Below are 15,065 nucleotides of genomic sequence, written 5' to 3'. Positions count from 1 at the left end.
GCCCCCGCGGTGGCCGAGACGCTGGCGGTCCGGGTCAAACCGGGCAGCCGCAAGGGACCGCTGGTCGAGGTCGGGCCGGACGGTGAGCTCACCGTGTACGTGCCCGAACGCGCCGTCGACGGCAAGGCCAACGCGGCGGTGATCGCGCTGCTCGCCGGGCATCTCGGGGTGCCGAAGAGCCGGGTGCAGCTGGTCGGCGGGGCGACCGCGCGGCTCAAGCGATTCCGGATCGACGGACCCGCTCAGGCCACCCCGAGGTAGGCCGCGCGAACGCTGTCGTCGCGCAGCAGTTCGGCCGCCGGGCCGGTGCGGGTGATCGTCCCGGTCTCCAGGATGTAGGCCCGGTCGGATCGGCTCAGCGCCTGCTGGGCGTTCTGCTCCACCAGCAGCACCGTGGTGCCCTGGCCGTTGATCTCGGAGATGATCGCGAAGATCTGCGCGATCACCATCGGCGCCAGGCCCATCGACGGTTCATCGAGCAGCAGCACCCGGGGCCGGGCCATCAGGGCGCGGCCGATGGCGAGCATCTGCTGCTCTCCCCCGCTCAGCGTGCCGCCGACCTGGCTGCGCCGCTCGGCCAGCCGCGGGAAGGTGGTGTACACCCAGTCCAGCCGCTCGTCGTGCTCGGCGCGGGTGTCGAATTTGCGGGCATAGCAACCCATTTCGAGGTTCTCCGCGATGGTCATGCCGGGGAAGATGCCGCGGCCCTCGGGCGCCTGGATCAGCCCGTCGATGACCCGGTTGTGCGGTTTGATCCGGGTGACCTCGACGCCGTCGAACCACACCGAGCCCGACGTCGCCGGCCGCAGCCCGGAGATCGCCCGCATCATGGTGGTCTTGCCCGCGCCGTTGGCGCCGAGCAGGGTGACCAGTTCGCCGGCCCGCACCTGCAGCGAAACACCGTGCAGCGCCTCGATTTTGCCGTAGTGCACGACCAGGTCGCGGACCTCCAGCAGCACCGGGGCCTCAGGGCAGTTCGTCATCGGGCACCCCCAGGTAGGCGGCGATCACCTTCGGATCGGCGCGGATCTGTTCGGGGCTGCCCTCGGCGATCTTGCGGCCGAACTCCAGCACCACGATCCGGTCGGTCACCCCCATCACCAGCCGCATGTCGTGTTCGATCAGCAGCACGGTGTGGCCGGCGTCGCGGATGGCCCGGATCAGGTCGATCAGCGCGGCCTTCTCGCTCGGGTTGAACCCGGCGGCCGGTTCGTCCAGGCACAGCAGTTTCGGCTCGGTGGCCAGCGCCCGGGCGATCTCCAGCCGGCGCTGGTCCCCGTAGGACAGGTTTTTGGCCTTGACCTCGCCGCGGCCGGCGATGCCGACGAACCCCAGCAGCGCGGCGGCCTTCTCGATCGCGGCGGCCTCCTCGCGGCGGTGCCGCGGGGTGCGGAAGATGGCGCCGGGCACCGAGGTTCGGTGCCGGGCGTCGGTGGCGACCACGACGTTCTCCAGCGCGGTCATCTCGCCCCAGAGCCGGATGTTCTGGAAGGTCCGGGCGATCCCGCGGCCGGTGATGGTGTGCCGCTTGATCCGGCCCAGCCGCGCGCCGTCGAAGCTCACCGTGCCGGCCGACGGCCGGTACACCCCGGTCAGCGCGTTGAAGCAGGTGGTCTTGCCGGCCCCGTTGGGGCCGATCAGGCCGAGGATCTCGCCGCGCCGAATGTCGAAGCTGACCCCGTCCAGGGCGGTCAGTCCACCGAACTTGACCGTCAGATCGCTGGCCTGCAGCAGGATCTCGCCGCTCATGTCGCCGCCGTCGAATCCTCGGCGCGGCGCAGCAGTTCGCGGGCCCGCCGCCGGTAGGTCAGCAGCTGCTGGCGGACCGGGAACAGGCCCTGGGGCCGGAAGATCATCAGCACCACCAGGGCCAGGCCGAAGAACAGGTACTTCAGCTCGCCGAGGTTGACCCCGGCGACCTCGACGCCGAGCAGCCGGTTGGGCAGGTACACCACCACGAAGGCGCCGAAGATCACCCCGAGCTTGTTGCCCTGGCCGCCGAGCACCACCGCGCACAGGAACAGCATCGAGTTGATGATGTTGAAGCTCTTGGGGTCGACGAACTGCACCTGGCCGGCGTACAGCGCACCGGACAGCCCGCCGATCGCGGCGCCGATCACGAACGCCCACAGCTTGAACTTGAAGGTGTTGACGCCCATCACCTCGGCGGCGTCCTCGTCCTCCCGGATGGCCACCCAGGCCCGGCCGACCCGGCTGCGTTCCAGGTTCCCGACGATCAGCAGCACGATCACCACCAGCACCAGACCCAGCCAGTACCACCAGGTTCCGTAGTTGGCCGCACCGGTGGCGTTGCCGGTGGAGAAGTAGCCGCCGGGCACCGCGTCCGCGCCGAACACCGGGGTGGCCAGCCCGCTCAGGCCGCGCGGGCCCTTGGTGATGCTGGCCAGGTTGTCGGCGACCAGCCGGATGATCTCGCCGAACCCCAGGGTGACGATGGCCAGGTAGTCCCCGCGCAGCCGCAGCGTCGGGCTGCCGATCAGCAGTCCGGAGGCCGCGGTGACGGCCATCGCGATCGGCAGGCAGGACAGCCAGGCCCAGTCCGAGCTGAAGAACGCGTTGGCGCCCAGCTGATTCCACGGGCTCGACGGCGAGGTCAGCAGTGCCACGGTGTAGGCGCCGATGGCGTAGAAGCCGACGTAGCCCAGGTCCAGCAGCCCGGCCTGGCCGACCACCACGTTCAGCCCGATCGCGATCAGCGCGAACATGGCGAACTGGGCCAGCACCCCGCCGAGGCTGACCCCGGGGGTGTCGATCAGCGGCGGCGGGAACAGCGGCAGCAGCGCCAGCAGCCCGAACAGCACCGCGCCGGCCAGCCACTTCTGCGCCCGGGTTCGACCGTCCCACCAGCCCCGGATCCGGTCGCCGGGGGCCAGCGCGCTCGACGGCCTCATACCCGCGCCCGGCCCAGGGTCTCGCCGAGGATGCCGGTCGGGCGGATCAGCAGCACCAGCACCAGCAGCACGAAGGCCACCACGTCGCGCCACTGGGTGCCGAACACCGTTTGACCGTAGTTCTCCATCACCCCGAGCAGCAGCCCACCCAGCAGCGCGCCGCGCAGGTTGCCGATGCCGCCGAGCACCGCCGCGGTGAACGCCTTGATGCCGAGGATGAAGCCGCCGTAGTAGACGATGCCCTGGGGCACCTTCAGCGTGTAGAGCAGCGCGGCCGCGCCGGCCAGCAGCCCGCCGATCAGGAAGGTCGACACGATGACGCGTTCCCGGGACACCCCCATCAGGGTGGCGGTGGTGGGGTCCTGGGCGACCGCGCGGATGCCGCGGCCGAACCGGGTGCGGTTCACCGCGACGTCGGTGAGCAGCGCCAGCACCAGCGCCGCCCCGACGATGACCAGGGTGAGGTTGCTGACCGCGACGTCACCGACGGTGAACACGGTCTGCGGTGCGACCAGCTTGATCGGCTGCTGGGCGTTGTTGCCGCCGTAGCCGGGGATGATCCGCGGCAGGATGAAGTGCACGAATTCCTGCAGCACGAAGGACATCCCGATGGCGGTGATCAGGAAGGTCAGGGCGCGCGCGTTGCGCTTTCGCAGCGGCCGGTAGGCCAGGAACTCCACCCCGATGGCGGTGGCACCGGACACCGCCATCGCGAACAGCAGCGCGATCAGCAGGTAGAGCACGGTCAGCCCGACGCCGACGTTGTAGGTGTTGCCCCGCGGGTGAAAGCCCAGGATCAGGTCGAGGCAGAAGTAGGCCCCGAACATGCCGACCATGAACACCTCGGAGTGCGCGAAGTTGATCAGCCGCAGCACGCCGAACACCAGGGTGTAGCCGACGGCGACCAGCGCGTAGATCGCGCCCCAGGCCAGCCCGTCGACGGTCAGCTGCCAAAAGCCGCCGGCCAGCGCGTCGAGGTTGAAGCTGATGTCGGCGGCCAGCAGGGCGGGGTGTCCGGAGAGCTCCGGTGGCATCGGCGGTGAATTCCCGTGCGGCGCAGCGCCGGAGCGCTACTTGACCTCGTAGACCCAGATCAGCGTGCTGGTCAGCTCCCCCTGCGGGGTCCACTGGTACCGGCGTGCCACTCCGGGCGCGTCGTAGCCGCGGACGAACTCCAGCAGCTCCGGCCGGGTGACCTTGCCCGCGTCGATGCCCTTGAGCAGGACGGTGGCCAGGTCGTAGCCCTCGGTGCTGTAGGTGCCGGGTTCGGCGCCGTCGGAGGCCTGCTGGTACTCGGTGCGGAACCAGTCCGGGGCCGGGCCGCACGGGCAGGACAGCACCGCGCCCTCGGTGGCGTCGCCGCCCTGCTTGACGAACTCCTGATCCTTGCTGCCGTCGGCCGAGACGAAGGTGCCGCGCACCCCGGCGTCGGCGAGCTGCTGCACCAGCGGCGCGGCCTGGGCGTAGTAGCCGCTGAAGAACACCGCGTCGGGGTCGGCCGCCTTGACCTGGTTGACCACCGCGGAGAACTCCTTGTCGGCCTCCTTGACGGTGATCACGCAGTCCGAGGCCACCGGTCCCAGCGTGGCGCGCACCGAGTCGGCCAGGCCGGTGCCGTAGGCGGTGCTGTCGTCGATGACGCAGACCTTGGCCGCGCCCATCTCACCCTTGAGGTAGTTGGCGATCGCCGGGCCCTGCACCCCGTCGTTGGCCAGGCCGCGGAAGAAGGTCTTGCGGCCCTGCTCCGAGAGCGACACCCGGGTGGCCGACGCGGTCGCCGACACCAGCCCGGCGCCCTCGAACAGGTCGGCGGTGGCCTCGGTCTCCCCGGAGAACGCCGGCCCGATCATCCCGACGATGGCGGCGTCGTCGATGATCCGCGGGGCGACCTGGGTGGCCTTCTGCGGATCGCCCTCGGTGTCGAACATTTCCAGGGTGACCTGGCAGTCCGGGTTCGCCTCGTTGTGCTTCTTGGCGGCCAGCTGGGCACCGTTGCGGATGTTGATGCCCAGCGCGGCGTTGGGGCCGGTCAGCGCGCCGACCACGGCCAGCGACACCGGCGCGCAGCGGGCGGTGCCGTCACCGGCGGGGTCGGCCGGGGTGACATCGGTGGCCGACGGCACCTTGTTGCCGTCCACGTCGATCTGCACCTGCGCGACGATCTGGCGGGCCCCGGAGTTCTCCTCGGTCCCGGCGCCGGGCTGGCTGCATCCGGTCAGCCCGAGGGCGAGCAGGGCGGCCGAGCCAAGGGCCAGCGCCCGCCAGGTCAGGTCTGTACGCAAGCTGGGCCACCTCCGGATCGAATGAGCGCGTGCCCTCAGAAAGATAGCGGCACTCGGGCCGATCCGCGCGGTGTTCGTCAGGCCGGGTCGTTGAGGGTCTCCATGATGACCTCGGCGACCCGTTTCATGGTGGTGCGCTGATCCATCGCCGCGCGCTGGATCCAGTTGAACGCCTCCGGCTCGGTCATGCCCTGGTGGGCCTGCAGCAGGCCCTTGGCCCGCTCCACCAGCTTGCGGGTGGCCAGCCGGTCGGTCAGGGTGTCCACCTCGCGCTCCAGCGCGGCGATCTCGGCGAACCGGGAGACCGCGACCTCGATGGCCGGGACCAGGTCGTTGATCGAGAACGGCTTGACCAGATACGCCATCGCGCCCGCGTCGCGCGCCCGTTCGACCAGGTCACGCTGGCTGAACGCGGTCAGCATGACGATCGGGGCGATCCGCTTGGCGGCGATCTCCGCGGCGGCGTCCAGGCCGTCGCGCCGCGGCATCTTGACGTCCATGATCACCAGATCGGGGCGCAGCGCCTCGGCGAGTTCGACGGCCTCCTGCCCGTCGCCGGCCTCCCCGACGACGTCGTAGCCCTCCTCGCGCAGCATCTCGGCCAGATCCAGCCGGATCAGCGCCTCATCCTCGGCGATCAGGACACGGTGCGCGGTGGTGGCGGATTCGGTGCTTGGCCCGGTCATCGCTCCATTGTCGCGGTACCCCCCGCCGGGACCGAGGCCGCCCCCGGATCCATTAAGGTGGAGTCTCCCGGCCCTCGTATCCCAATTGGCAGAGGAAGCGGATTCAAAACCCGCACAGTGTGAGTTCGAGTCTCACCGAGGGCACCAAAACGTTCTTACTCGAACCGACACGGAACATGTCGGCGAGCCGGAACCGATGGTTCAACCCAAACTCCCCGGAGCCTCCGGGGAGTTTTTGGTTTTTCAGCACGTCAGAGACGCGCAGCGCCTCATCGTCACGCGCCTCTGCATCGACGCCTTGCCAGTGCGTGAACGCGCGTGCCGCGTCGCGCAGCTCGTAGATGGCTGGTGTGAGTTCGTCGGTGACCACACCTCCGTCGTTGAGCCAGAGCTTGCTGAAGCTGGCGGAGTTGAGGTCGCGTCGTCCATCCTCGGGCGCACGCAGGTAGAGCGCCTGCGGATCGTCGAGCAGGTCGAGGTATTGCTGGAGCTTGCGGGCACCGAGTTCGAGTTGATCGCCGGTGTCGTCGAGGCCCTGCTGTGCTTGGGTGCGTTCGACCTGGATCTTGCGCAGCCGTGCGCGGATCTTGTCGGGTGCGAGCTCACCGTCCGAGGCGAGATCGATCAGTCGCTCTGAGGTGAGCCCGCTGTAGTGGTCCAGTCGTTGTGGGACTCTGTTGCCCGAGTGTTTGGGCAGGAAGAATCGACGACGACATGGCATCGAACAAGCGCCGGCGGCATACGCCGGATCAGATTATCCGCAAGCTCGCTGAGGGCAACAAGCTGCTGGCGACCGGCCAGGAGTTGGCCGAGGTGTGTCGGCATGTGGAGGTCGCGGAATCGACGTGGCATCGCTGGGTGGCCCAGTACGGCGGCATGAAGGCCAACGACGCCAAGCGGCTCAAGGAGCTCGAGGCCGAGAACGCCCGGCTCAAGAAGCTGGTCGCCAACCAGGCCCTCGACATCGACATGCTCAAGGAGATTTCGGCGGGAAACTTCTGACCCCGAACCGCAAGCGCCGCGCAGCAGCGATGCTGCGTGAGCGGTTCGGGGTCTCTGAGCGCCGCGCGTGCACCGTGGTGGGTCTGCACCGCTCCACGATGCGCCTGGCCCCGCCGTCGATCAGCACCGAGGAGGCCCAGCTGAGGGGGTGGCTGCGCCGGTTCTCCACCGACCGGCCGCGTTGGGGGTGGCGTCGCGCTGCCAAGATGGCCCGCCGCGCCGGTTGGCAGGTCAACAACAAGCGGATCCGCCGGCTGTGGCGCGAGGAGGGGCTTCGGGTGCCGCAGCGGCGCCGCAAGAAGCGGCTGACTGGTATCGGCGTGGCCGTGGGCGCGATGTCGCCTATCCGTCCGAATGTCATCTGGGCGATGGACTTTCAGTTCGACACCACCGCCGACGGTCGCACGCTGAAGTTGTTGAACGTCATCGACGAGTTCACCCGCGAGGCCCTGGCGATCGAGGTCGACCGCAGCATCGACGCCGACGGCGTGGTCGCCGTGCTGGACCGCCTCGCCCTGGTACACGGTGCACCGCACTACGTGCGCTTCGACAACGGCCCGGAGTTCGTCGCGCACGCCGTCGCCGATTGGTGCCGGTTCAACAGTGCTGGTTCACTTTTCATCGATCCCGGCTCGCCGTGGCAAAACGCTTTCATCGAGTCGTTCAACGGCCGGCTTCGTGATGAACTGCTCAACTCGTGGCGGTTCGACTCCCTGCTGGAAGCCAGGGTGCTCATCGAGGACTGGCGTCGTGACTACAACGCCAATCGGCCCCACACCGCCCACGGCGACCTCACCCCGGCCGAGTTTGCCCTACAGTGGGCCACGACCCATCAACCGAAAGTCGCATAACGACTGGACCACAAAACGGGTCCCCCTCAGCTCCTCCTGCTGGGCGAGTTTGTCGAGCTTCTTGCGGTATGTGACATGCAGGCCACGGACGTGGGCCTGCGCATCGGCCATCGCGACGTCGATGGCCTCGCGGATGTAGTCCAGGAACTTCGGGGGTAGGCCGAGCTTGGCGTAGTGGTCGAGGACGTACCACTCGACGTCGAGCACCGGCAGGTGCGGGAGATCGCATTCACCCCGCTGGCGGGCCAAGCACAGGTAGTAGGCGTAATTGCCGCCGTTGCCTTTCGCCTCGGTGTAGACCAGTCGGGAACTGCGGCCGTTGGCGCGGCAGCGCTCGCAGTACAGCAGGCCCTTGAGGTAGTGGTAGAGGACACGGTCGCGTTGTCCCCGGGCAGAGCGGTCTTCGATGACCTTCTGGACGCGCTCGAACAGGTCGGCGGGGATGATCGGCTGGTGTCGACCAGGGAAGGTTTCGCCCTTGTAGCGGACGATGCCGATGTAGTACGGGTCGCTCAGCATCCGGTGCAGGTGTGACCGGGACAGCTCCTTTGCGCCGCCCCGTCCTTGCGGGCGAGCCCGGAGTCCGAGGTCGGCCATGGTTTCCTGGAGACGGTCGATCGAGTAGTCGCCGGTGGCATACATTTCGAAAGCCTGCTTGATCAGCGGCGCACGTTCCTCGTCGACGGCGATGCCGTTGACCTGTCGCCCGTCGTGTTCGATTCGCACGTTGCGGTAGCCGATCGGGGCGCGCCCGTTGGTGCCGCCCATCTGTGCCTTGTGGCGCATCTTGACCTTGATGTCCTCGCCGGACATCCGTACCTGGACTTCGTTGATGATGTCGGTGACTGCTTCCATGGCGTCGGCCATGATGCCCTCGCCGAAGTCTTCCTTGGCCGAGACGAGCTTGACGCCCATCGTTTCGAGCCGTCGCTTGGTGATGACCGCGTCGCCGAGGTTGCGGAAGGCGCGCGAGCGCATGTAGATGATCACCAGCGAGACATCCGGATTCTCGCCGAGGTAGGCGAGCAACTGCTTGAAGATCGGCCGCTTGTCGATGGTCTGCGCCGATGCGCCCGGTTCGACGAATTCCTTCTCGATCAGGGCACCCATCCTGGCAGCCTTGGCGTTGTTGGCCTCGCGCTGGGTGGCGATCGAGTTGCCCTCGGCGTCGACGTCGGCACCGGTGTCCATCTGTCTCGTGGTCGAGACCCGCAGGTACGAGACGGCGATCTGCGGACCGGTCGTGGTGTGGCTTGTCATGTCCCTGTTCCTCCTTTCTGCCTGAGCTGGGCTAGTTGCTGGCCGCCGGATCGATGTCGTACACGGGTTCCGGTGCAAGTTCGGTCGTGGTCGTGTCCAGTAGGCGTTCGACGTAGTGCTCCAGGCGGGCGACCGCATCCGGTGGTAGTTGGCGGATCTTCTCTTCGAGGTCGTCGCCGAGCTGTGACAGCGATGCGGGCGTTTTGTAGCCGGCGGCGGCGTACATGCTGTACAGCGACAGCCCGAGCGGTTCAGCGAGTGCCGCAATATGCGCCGGATTGACCTTCATCACCTGACCCTTTTCCAGCTTGGAGATCTGTCCCTGTGCGACGCCGGAAGCCTCCGATAGTGCGCGGAACGTGAATCCCGCATTAAGTCGTGCATCGTGAATGAGGCTGCCGAGAGAATTGTCGGCAGCCGACTGCATAGCGTTGCTTGTCATTGTTTAATTCCTCCCATTTATTTCCTATTTTATAGAGATTGTTTCGAAATGGGAATGATGATTGTTCATTCCACATCGAATAAAGGAGAGGCTTCTCTTGTTTAGTTGGTGTCGAATTGGCGGGAGCCAGCGAGTCCTTGCGGAACTCGGGGCTGGCTCCCGCCGAGGACGGACGGCCCGGTGGGCTATCCCTTGGTGCCGCGACCACGGGTGGTCTTCGGCGCTTGCGTTGTGGACGAGCCGAACAGGGCCGAGAGGGCCTGTCGCTGCAGTTCGGCATCCTTCTCGATCTCGGCGCGAAGTTCCTCGGCCTTAGCGGTGATCGCGGGATCGTTGGCCAGGGTGTCGAGGTGCTTCTCGATGGCGGTGCGGATGGTGTCCGTGACCGTCATACCGCTGAGCTTCGACAGCATGCCGATGCGAGCGTGCAGTTCGTCGTCCAGTCGGACGGCAATGGTCTTCATGACCGTCTCCTCCTTCCTGAGGGTGTTTGTCCGAACGGTTCCGCGCGGGAGTCGTTCGGCCACTTCCTCGGGGTGGTGCGACCGGTGAAGGCGGGATGCCTTCATGATTTCGGCCGCAGGCCCCCGACGAAGGGCCCTCCCATCTACGGGATGGTGAAGACGTAGACATGACCGTCGGGTGAGCGTTCGAAGTGCACGTCACCGGACAGCTCGGCGTCGCGGGCGAAGCCGGCGTAGTTGATCGACACGTATCCGCGCAGTGCTTCGGGAACCACCCGGTCGATCTCGGTTTCGAGCCCGTCGTGCAGCACGTCGCGCGCCCAGTCCTCCGGCGAGTCGTATTCGCCGCCATAGGAGTCGGTGAACGAATCGAGCATGTCGGGATCGGCATCGTGTAGCTGTGCGTAGGCCGCGAACGCCAGGCCGTGCTCGGCGATGCCGCGCGCCACCCGGGCCACCACGTCGAGCTGCTCGTACTCGCCGACCTGGAACGGGCCGAACTCGTCGTAGTCGAAGATGCCGTACTCCTCGGCGTCCGGCTCGTGGCTGCTGGCCAGGATGCGCTGAACGGCGTCGTGCAGCTCCTCGTTGGCGACGGCGGCATCGAGCCAGTCGCCGTGCAGGCGCCCGGCGTTGTAGTCGGCCAGGCTGCCGACCCAGATGCGCGGCTGCAGGGTGGGCTGCTGCTCACGCTCGGGGTGCTGTGGTTTTTGATCTTTCTCATTCATGGATCACCTCCTTTCGTTTACGGGTGGTGCGCTCGCCGTCGATGCGGTCGGTGGCCAGCGCGACATAGTCAGGGTTGAGCTCGATTCCGAGCCAGTCGCGGTCGAGTGTTTCGGCGGCGATGGCGGTCGTGCCGGAGCCGATGAACGGGTCGAGCACCAGGCCCGGTTCGCTCGCCGCGTCGCAGGCGCACATCGCTCGTAGGGCCAGGCGAGTCGCGACCGCGCCGAGTCGCCGCACTGGACGCTTGTACGCCGTCCGGCACCGGCTGCAGCGTCGTTCGGGGCAGCCGGCCTCGATCATCCGCCGCGCCAGGCTGACCGGGAAGGTCGCGAAATGCGGGCCACGGTAGCCGCTGACGGCCAGCCGCCAGACATCGCCGGGGTTCTTGCCGAGCGGATGGCCGAGCAGCCCAGCGGCGTGTAGTGCGGCCAGTCCCCGGTCACCGTCGCTGTTCGGCCCCAGCCAGGCCGGTCGATCCGGCTTCCGCGATGCCAGCCTCGTGGAAGTCTTGCGTTTTGGTGGGCGGCTGACGTGCGGCTCGCGGATGGCGTCCAGGTCGAAGAAGTAGGTCGGCGAACGGGCGAGTACGTAGATGAACTCGTGCTTGGTGGCGAGCCGGTCCGCCACGCTGGTCGGGATGGTGTTCGTCTTGGCCCACACGACCTTGTTGCGCACCAGCCAGCCGTCTTTAACCAGCTGCAGTGCCAGACGTTCTGGCCCGAGCAGCAGGCTCTTGCGGCCGGCTCCCTCGGCCGGTTTGGTGCTGTAGCTGTCCCCCAGGTTCAGCCAGATCGTCCCGGTCGGCACGAGCACCCGCCGCACCTCGGTGAGTAGCTCCCGCAGCCCCGCGACCCATTCGTCGACGTGCGCTTCGAGCCCGAGCTGGTTGTCGTGGTCGTAGTTGCGTAGTCGGAAGTAGGGCGGGCTGGTCACTACGCAGTCGACCGACGCATCCGGCAGCTCCCGGACGCGGTCGAGCGCGTCGCCGACGAGGATCTGGTTGCGAGGCAGGCTCATGCCGTACCTCCGGCCAGCACCTGCGCCAGTGTGTTCGGGGTGGCGTAGCGGAACATCGCCGCCGTCAGACTGTGGCTGCGACGGACGGCCGCTTCGAGCTTCGCGGCGCGCTCGGCGGTGGTCAGAAGCCAGACCACCAGCGGGAAGCTGCCACGGCGGTCTTGTTCGATCCCGCTGCGGCGGTAGTCCTCGTACTGCTGGCACTTGCGGATCAGCGTCGGCAGCGACTCCGTGCCCAGGTCGACCTCGATGAATGTCCGGTCGACGAAGTCGGCTGTCGTGAGCTCGGCGTACAGGTCGGGCTGTAGCCAGCGCGGCTCACCGCTCGGGCCGAGATACTTGCGCCAGGACGCTGGTTCGACCTCCACGACGACGTTCTCGATAGTCTCGATACGACGGTGCTGGTGTAGCAGGATATGGACGTCGGCGACCGCCAGGCAGTGGCGCAGGAAGCGCTCCGAGGGCTCACCGGAGCGACGCCGCTTGTCGTCGCCGTAGACGATGCGCAGCCCGCTCGCGCTCAGTCGCCAGATGGTTACCCCGCTACCTGATCCCAGGCCGCCGACCCGTCGATCGAGTGGGCGGATCAGTCCATCGCGCTGGAGTCGGGCGAGGACCCGCCGAGTGACCCGCGCTCCGGTCGCTGCCGTTTCGTGGTCGACGAAGCAGAAGTGCTGAACCTGGTGGGTGGTCAGGTACCGGTGGTCGGCCACCAGCCGGAGGACATCGCGATCGCGGTCCGAGAGTTGGTCGGTCAGCCGGGCCAGTTGGCGAGCCCCGACCCGGCGACCCGCGCCGCGCGGAGCAACTTCGGACGCCGAAGGGACCGAAGTATTCGGCTCCCTAGAACCGGGGAACTCATCGCCGACCTGCGCACTCACCATGTCGTCACCGGAGGCGGCCGGTACGCCGAGCGGTAGCCCTGCGCCCGGGGTGTACCCGCCATGAGTAGTCGGCTGTGCGGCGCTCATTTGCCACCTCCCTTCCGGCGGCTACGCCCAAACGACTCGTCCGCCGTGGCATCGGCGCTCCAGCCGCCGATGGCGAGTAGTTCGGCTTCGACGTCTCGGAGCGGACGACCATAGCGGGCTCGTGACAGCGCCTGGACCTGTGCGGCCGACTGGATCTTTGGAGGCAACCGGCGAGTGCGGATCGTGCACCACGGCATGCGGTCCCCGCCGACCAACAGCGATGCCTGTGCCACGAAAGCGGGAAGTTCCTGGAGGTCGCGCGGCGTGAGCACACCGTTGGTGGTGGCGGCGATGTCCTTCGCGTCCTGCGGGCTGAGCTGGAAGCAGACACGACTACGGGCGTGCGCCATGACCGCCTGCCGCATCGACGGGCTGAGCTGTGTCAGCGACTGGTGGGCCAGCGCCGCGAACGCCACCCCGAGACCGCGTGCTCGCCCGAGCGCATCGGCGAGATCACCGAGCCGAACGATCTCCTGAAACTCGTCGAGATAGAGCATCACCGGGTGGCGCTGCGATTGCGGCAACCGGGTACGTTCCTGCGCCGCCTGCCAGATCAGCGCCAACAGAATCGAGCCCATCAGCCGGGCACCCTCCGGACCCAGCTCCGCGCTCCCCAGTGAGATGACCACGATCGGACGCTTATCGGGCTCCAGGAACAGGTCGCGCAGCGAGAACGCAGGCCGCGCCTGCCCGAACATGGCCCGCAGCGACGGACGCAACGTCAGGATCGGGTCCAGTTTGTTGCGCAGTGGCGCGATCACGTGCGTGCGCTCGGCATCCGACAGCGCCTCGAAATGTGCCCAGAACGCCCCGAGACCCAGCGGATCGGAGCCGGCGACCTTCGCCACCAGAGGCCGCCGCACCGCCGCATTCGACAGGATCATCGGCAGCATCGACAGCGAACAGCCGCCTACCCGGGCGAGCGTCAACAGGGCGGCATGTAGCAGGTCGCTACTGCGCGGACCGAGCTGGTCGCCGTAGAGGCTCTTGAAGACACCGAAGATCACATCTGCCGACCGTTCCGGCTGATCATCGGCGAATACCGCCACCCCGACAGGGCGGCTGTCGGTGGGGTCGAACACCACGATGTCGTCGTGCCGCTTCGGGTCGACGCGCTCGAGGAAATCCGTACAGGCATCGCCCTTGCCGTCGATGAGCACCACCGACCGCCCGGCGGTCGCGTCCGCCAGCGCCAGGTTCACCAGCATCGTCGACTTGCCGGTGCCCATGGGGCCGATCACGTGCATGACCCGCTTGGCCTCCTCCACACCCTGGCCGACTGGCCGGTCGCCATCGAGAGTCGAGTCGCCCAGAATCCGACCTGTACGCGGAACATTCGTGGCGACTGGAAGCTGGCGCGGGTGAGGTGAGGGCACGCCCGGTAGGTCCATGTCCTTCGGACCGATCGGCCACCCGAGCAGCGCCGTCAGCTCCGTGATGCCCAGTTCACTCGGCCACAGCAGCGGGTCGCGCATCTCGTCGAGCGCCCGCAACGACGACCGCTTCAGGCGGAGCGCCACACCCGGGGCTTCCAGGCCACGCAGCGGTGCAGCCACGTTCCCGATCAGCCGCTGCGCCCGAGCACGATCACGAGATCGTGCGCCGATCCGCAGCTCACACGAGAACCGATGCTCACCGAACTTGACACCGATCCGTGTCCGCTGTTGGCTCGGAACATCGGAGATCAGGCGTGGACGATGACGTGGTCCCAGGATCACCTGCAACCGCACCAGTTCACCTCGATGAGCGCCGGAGAGGGCAGCAAGGACACCGCGAGCGACCTGTTCGGTCGACCCGACCGCCAACGGCACCCGGCGATGCCCCGGCAGGCGCACCGCCGCTGCAACCGTCGAATCAACAGGGCGACGCCCGGCAGTCGCACGCAGCCCAACTAGGTACGGCGACATCGCTCGCACTGCCCGTCCCGCGACGGCAGGCTCGGCTCCGAGAAACCAGGCGACGGTGCCGGCTTCGCCCCGAGCCTCCAGAACCAGGCGAGGTTGCCCGGCCAGGCCGGCAAGCGCACCGACGGCCGCACGTGCAGCTTCAGTCGGTAGTGGAGTAGGCAGCTCCAGCTTCGTCCAGGCGAACGATCCGCAGCTACTCATCGGAGCCCTCCGCATCGTCGCGAGCCTGCCGCTCGGCCTGAGCCTCACGCTCGGCATCGGCCATTGCCATGGCGATGATCGCTCGCGCAATCTTGCGCACGTCGGGCTGCTCGCGTTGTTCGGAATGGACGATGATCCGTCGGCTGTGCCGGGCGCGTTTGATATCCGCCCGCTGCGCAGCCCTCCGATCCGCTCGATAGGGCGCATTCTTACTCACGCTCTCGTCGTCGTGATGTGTTGTTGACATGGATCTACCTCCTTCCCGAATTACGTGATGGACCGACTTTCGTGTTGCGTTTCGAAATAGAAATGCGAGTCGTGCGGCAGACTATGAACCGAAC

General features: G+C 67.5%; 17 protein-coding genes and 1 tRNA gene. 4 read left to right on the top strand and 14 right to left on the bottom strand.

All coding sequences use genetic code 11. The features are described from left to right. The first annotated feature begins 9 nt into the window (after nt 1–9). A complete protein-coding gene (locus tag G6N10_RS03915) occupies nt 10–261 on the top strand; it encodes a DUF167 domain-containing protein (protein WP_085096565.1) in 252 nt (83 codons plus the stop codon). On the opposite strand, the gene G6N10_RS03910 is transcribed toward G6N10_RS03915, so the two are convergent. The 6 genes from G6N10_RS03910 to G6N10_RS03885 form a co-directional block, all read right to left on the bottom strand. After that, entirely contained in the window at nt 243–983 is a 741-nt protein-coding gene (locus G6N10_RS03910; protein WP_085096568.1) for an ABC transporter ATP-binding protein, read from the bottom strand. The genes G6N10_RS03915 and G6N10_RS03910 overlap by 19 nt on opposite strands. Then, nucleotides 967–1,749, bottom strand: a complete 783-nt coding sequence (locus G6N10_RS03905) for an ABC transporter ATP-binding protein (protein WP_085096571.1) — start codon at nt 1,747–1,749, stop codon at nt 967–969. The genes G6N10_RS03910 and G6N10_RS03905 overlap by 17 nt, the downstream gene beginning before the upstream one ends. Further along, the gene (locus G6N10_RS03900; RefSeq protein WP_085096575.1) at nt 1,746–2,912 is read right to left on the bottom strand and encodes a branched-chain amino acid ABC transporter permease; all 1,167 of its coding nucleotides are present in this window, start codon (nt 2,910–2,912) and stop codon (nt 1,746–1,748) included. Before G6N10_RS03900 ends, G6N10_RS03905 begins: the two co-directional genes overlap by 4 nt. Beyond that, nucleotides 2,909–3,946 (bottom strand): branched-chain amino acid ABC transporter permease, encoded by a 1,038-nt coding sequence (locus tag G6N10_RS03895; protein WP_085096578.1) that lies wholly within the window; start codon nt 3,944–3,946, stop codon nt 2,909–2,911. The genes G6N10_RS03900 and G6N10_RS03895 overlap by 4 nt, the downstream gene beginning before the upstream one ends. Nucleotides 3,947–3,982: 36 nt before the next feature. After that, nucleotides 3,983–5,194, bottom strand: a complete 1,212-nt coding sequence (locus G6N10_RS03890) for a branched-chain amino acid ABC transporter substrate-binding protein (RefSeq protein ID WP_085096582.1) — start codon at nt 5,192–5,194, stop codon at nt 3,983–3,985. A 77-nt stretch (nt 5,195–5,271) separates the two neighbouring features. Beyond that, nucleotides 5,272–5,880, bottom strand: coding sequence for a two-component system response regulator PdtaR (locus G6N10_RS03885; RefSeq protein ID WP_085096585.1), 609 nt, complete (start codon nt 5,878–5,880; stop codon nt 5,272–5,274). 70 nt (nt 5,881–5,950) lie between these two features. Here G6N10_RS03885 and G6N10_RS03880 point away from each other — a divergent pair. The 3 genes from G6N10_RS03880 (at nt 5,951) to G6N10_RS03870 (ending at nt 7,733) form a co-directional block, all read left to right on the top strand. After that, nucleotides 5,951–6,027, top strand: a tRNA-Leu gene (locus G6N10_RS03880). A gap of 49 nt (nt 6,028–6,076) precedes the next feature. Continuing rightward, on the top strand, nt 6,077–6,517 hold the full coding sequence (locus tag G6N10_RS03875; RefSeq protein WP_085096588.1) for a hypothetical protein: 441 nt from the start codon (nt 6,077–6,079) through the stop codon (nt 6,515–6,517). 77 nt (nt 6,518–6,594) lie between these two features. Further along, nucleotides 6,595–7,733 (top strand): IS3 family transposase gene (locus tag G6N10_RS03870; protein WP_163742199.1). Its coding sequence is split into 2 segments (ribosomal slippage): nt 6,595–6,865 and nt 6,865–7,733, totalling 1,140 coding nucleotides; the frame shifts between segments, so codons are not numbered across the junction. Here G6N10_RS03870 and G6N10_RS03865 read toward each other — a convergent pair. From G6N10_RS03865 to G6N10_RS03830, 8 genes are all read right to left on the bottom strand, one after another. Beyond that, nucleotides 7,695–8,993, bottom strand: coding sequence for a recombinase family protein (locus tag G6N10_RS03865; RefSeq protein ID WP_163742196.1), 1,299 nt, complete (start codon nt 8,991–8,993; stop codon nt 7,695–7,697). The two genes, G6N10_RS03870 and G6N10_RS03865, sit on opposite strands and share 39 nt — an antisense overlap. 31 nt (nt 8,994–9,024) lie before the next feature. Continuing rightward, complete coding sequence (locus G6N10_RS03860; protein WP_085092603.1) at nt 9,025–9,435, bottom strand: helix-turn-helix domain-containing protein; 411 nt, start codon at nt 9,433–9,435, stop codon at nt 9,025–9,027. A gap of 185 nt (nt 9,436–9,620) precedes the next feature. Next, nucleotides 9,621–9,899, bottom strand: a complete 279-nt coding sequence (locus G6N10_RS03855) for a YlcI/YnfO family protein (protein ID WP_085092604.1) — start codon at nt 9,897–9,899, stop codon at nt 9,621–9,623. 143 nt (nt 9,900–10,042) lie between these two features. After that, nucleotides 10,043–10,627 carry an antirestriction protein ArdA gene (locus tag G6N10_RS03850; protein ID WP_085092605.1) on the bottom strand — a complete coding sequence of 195 codons (585 nt, stop codon included), beginning with the start codon at nt 10,625–10,627 and terminating at the stop codon, nt 10,043–10,045. Then, nucleotides 10,620–11,645 carry a DNA-methyltransferase gene (locus G6N10_RS03845; RefSeq protein WP_085092606.1) on the bottom strand — a complete coding sequence of 342 codons (1,026 nt, stop codon included), beginning with the start codon at nt 11,643–11,645 and terminating at the stop codon, nt 10,620–10,622. The genes G6N10_RS03850 and G6N10_RS03845 overlap by 8 nt, the downstream gene beginning before the upstream one ends. Further along, nucleotides 11,642–12,616, bottom strand: coding sequence for a replication-relaxation family protein (locus G6N10_RS03840; RefSeq protein WP_085092607.1), 975 nt, complete (start codon nt 12,614–12,616; stop codon nt 11,642–11,644). Before G6N10_RS03840 ends, G6N10_RS03845 begins: the two co-directional genes overlap by 4 nt. Then, complete coding sequence (locus G6N10_RS03835; protein ID WP_133055068.1) at nt 12,613–14,346, bottom strand: type IV secretion system DNA-binding domain-containing protein; 1,734 nt, start codon at nt 14,344–14,346, stop codon at nt 12,613–12,615. The genes G6N10_RS03840 and G6N10_RS03835 overlap by 4 nt, the downstream gene beginning before the upstream one ends. Before the next feature lie 370 nt (nt 14,347–14,716). Continuing rightward, the gene (locus tag G6N10_RS03830) at nt 14,717–14,971 is read right to left on the bottom strand and encodes a hypothetical protein (RefSeq protein WP_133055069.1); all 255 of its coding nucleotides are present in this window, start codon (nt 14,969–14,971) and stop codon (nt 14,717–14,719) included. Nucleotides 14,972–15,065 lie beyond the last annotated feature (94 nt).

The organism is Mycolicibacterium fallax (assembly GCF_010726955.1).
GTDB lineage: Bacteria > Actinomycetota > Actinomycetes > Mycobacteriales > Mycobacteriaceae > Mycobacterium > Mycobacterium fallax.
Note: the sequence above shows the minus strand (reverse complement) of the source record. Positions and strands in the feature narration are given on the sequence as shown.

What these genes read in the sequence shown, in the direction of transcription:
- G6N10_RS03910 (WP_085096568.1), bottom strand. Translation starts at nt 983, where the DNA reads ATGACGAACTGCCCTGAGGCCCCGGTGCTGCTGGAGGTCCGCGACCTG.
- G6N10_RS03905 (WP_085096571.1), bottom strand. Translation starts at nt 1,749, where the DNA reads ATGAGCGGCGAGATCCTGCTGCAGGCCAGCGATCTGACGGTCAAGTTC.
- G6N10_RS03900 (WP_085096575.1), bottom strand. Translation starts at nt 2,912, where the DNA reads ATGAGGCCGTCGAGCGCGCTGGCCCCCGGCGACCGGATCCGGGGCTGG.
- G6N10_RS03895 (WP_085096578.1), bottom strand. Translation starts at nt 3,946, where the DNA reads ATGCCACCGGAGCTCTCCGGACACCCCGCCCTGCTGGCCGCCGACATC.
- G6N10_RS03885 (WP_085096585.1), bottom strand. Translation starts at nt 5,880, where the DNA reads ATGACCGGGCCAAGCACCGAATCCGCCACCACCGCGCACCGTGTCCTG.
- G6N10_RS03875 (WP_085096588.1), top strand. Translation starts at nt 6,077, where the DNA reads ATGGTTCAACCCAAACTCCCCGGAGCCTCCGGGGAGTTTTTGGTTTTT.
- G6N10_RS03865 (WP_163742196.1), bottom strand. Translation starts at nt 8,993, where the DNA reads ATGACAAGCCACACCACGACCGGTCCGCAGATCGCCGTCTCGTACCTG.
- G6N10_RS03860 (WP_085092603.1), bottom strand. Translation starts at nt 9,435, where the DNA reads ATGACAAGCAACGCTATGCAGTCGGCTGCCGACAATTCTCTCGGCAGC.
- G6N10_RS03855 (WP_085092604.1), bottom strand. Translation starts at nt 9,899, where the DNA reads ATGAAGACCATTGCCGTCCGACTGGACGACGAACTGCACGCTCGCATC.
- G6N10_RS03850 (WP_085092605.1), bottom strand. Translation starts at nt 10,627, where the DNA reads ATGAATGAGAAAGATCAAAAACCACAGCACCCCGAGCGTGAGCAGCAG.
- G6N10_RS03845 (WP_085092606.1), bottom strand. Translation starts at nt 11,645, where the DNA reads ATGAGCCTGCCTCGCAACCAGATCCTCGTCGGCGACGCGCTCGACCGC.
- G6N10_RS03840 (WP_085092607.1), bottom strand. Translation starts at nt 12,616, where the DNA reads ATGAGCGCCGCACAGCCGACTACTCATGGCGGGTACACCCCGGGCGCA.
- G6N10_RS03830 (WP_133055069.1), bottom strand. Translation starts at nt 14,971, where the DNA reads ATGTCAACAACACATCACGACGACGAGAGCGTGAGTAAGAATGCGCCC.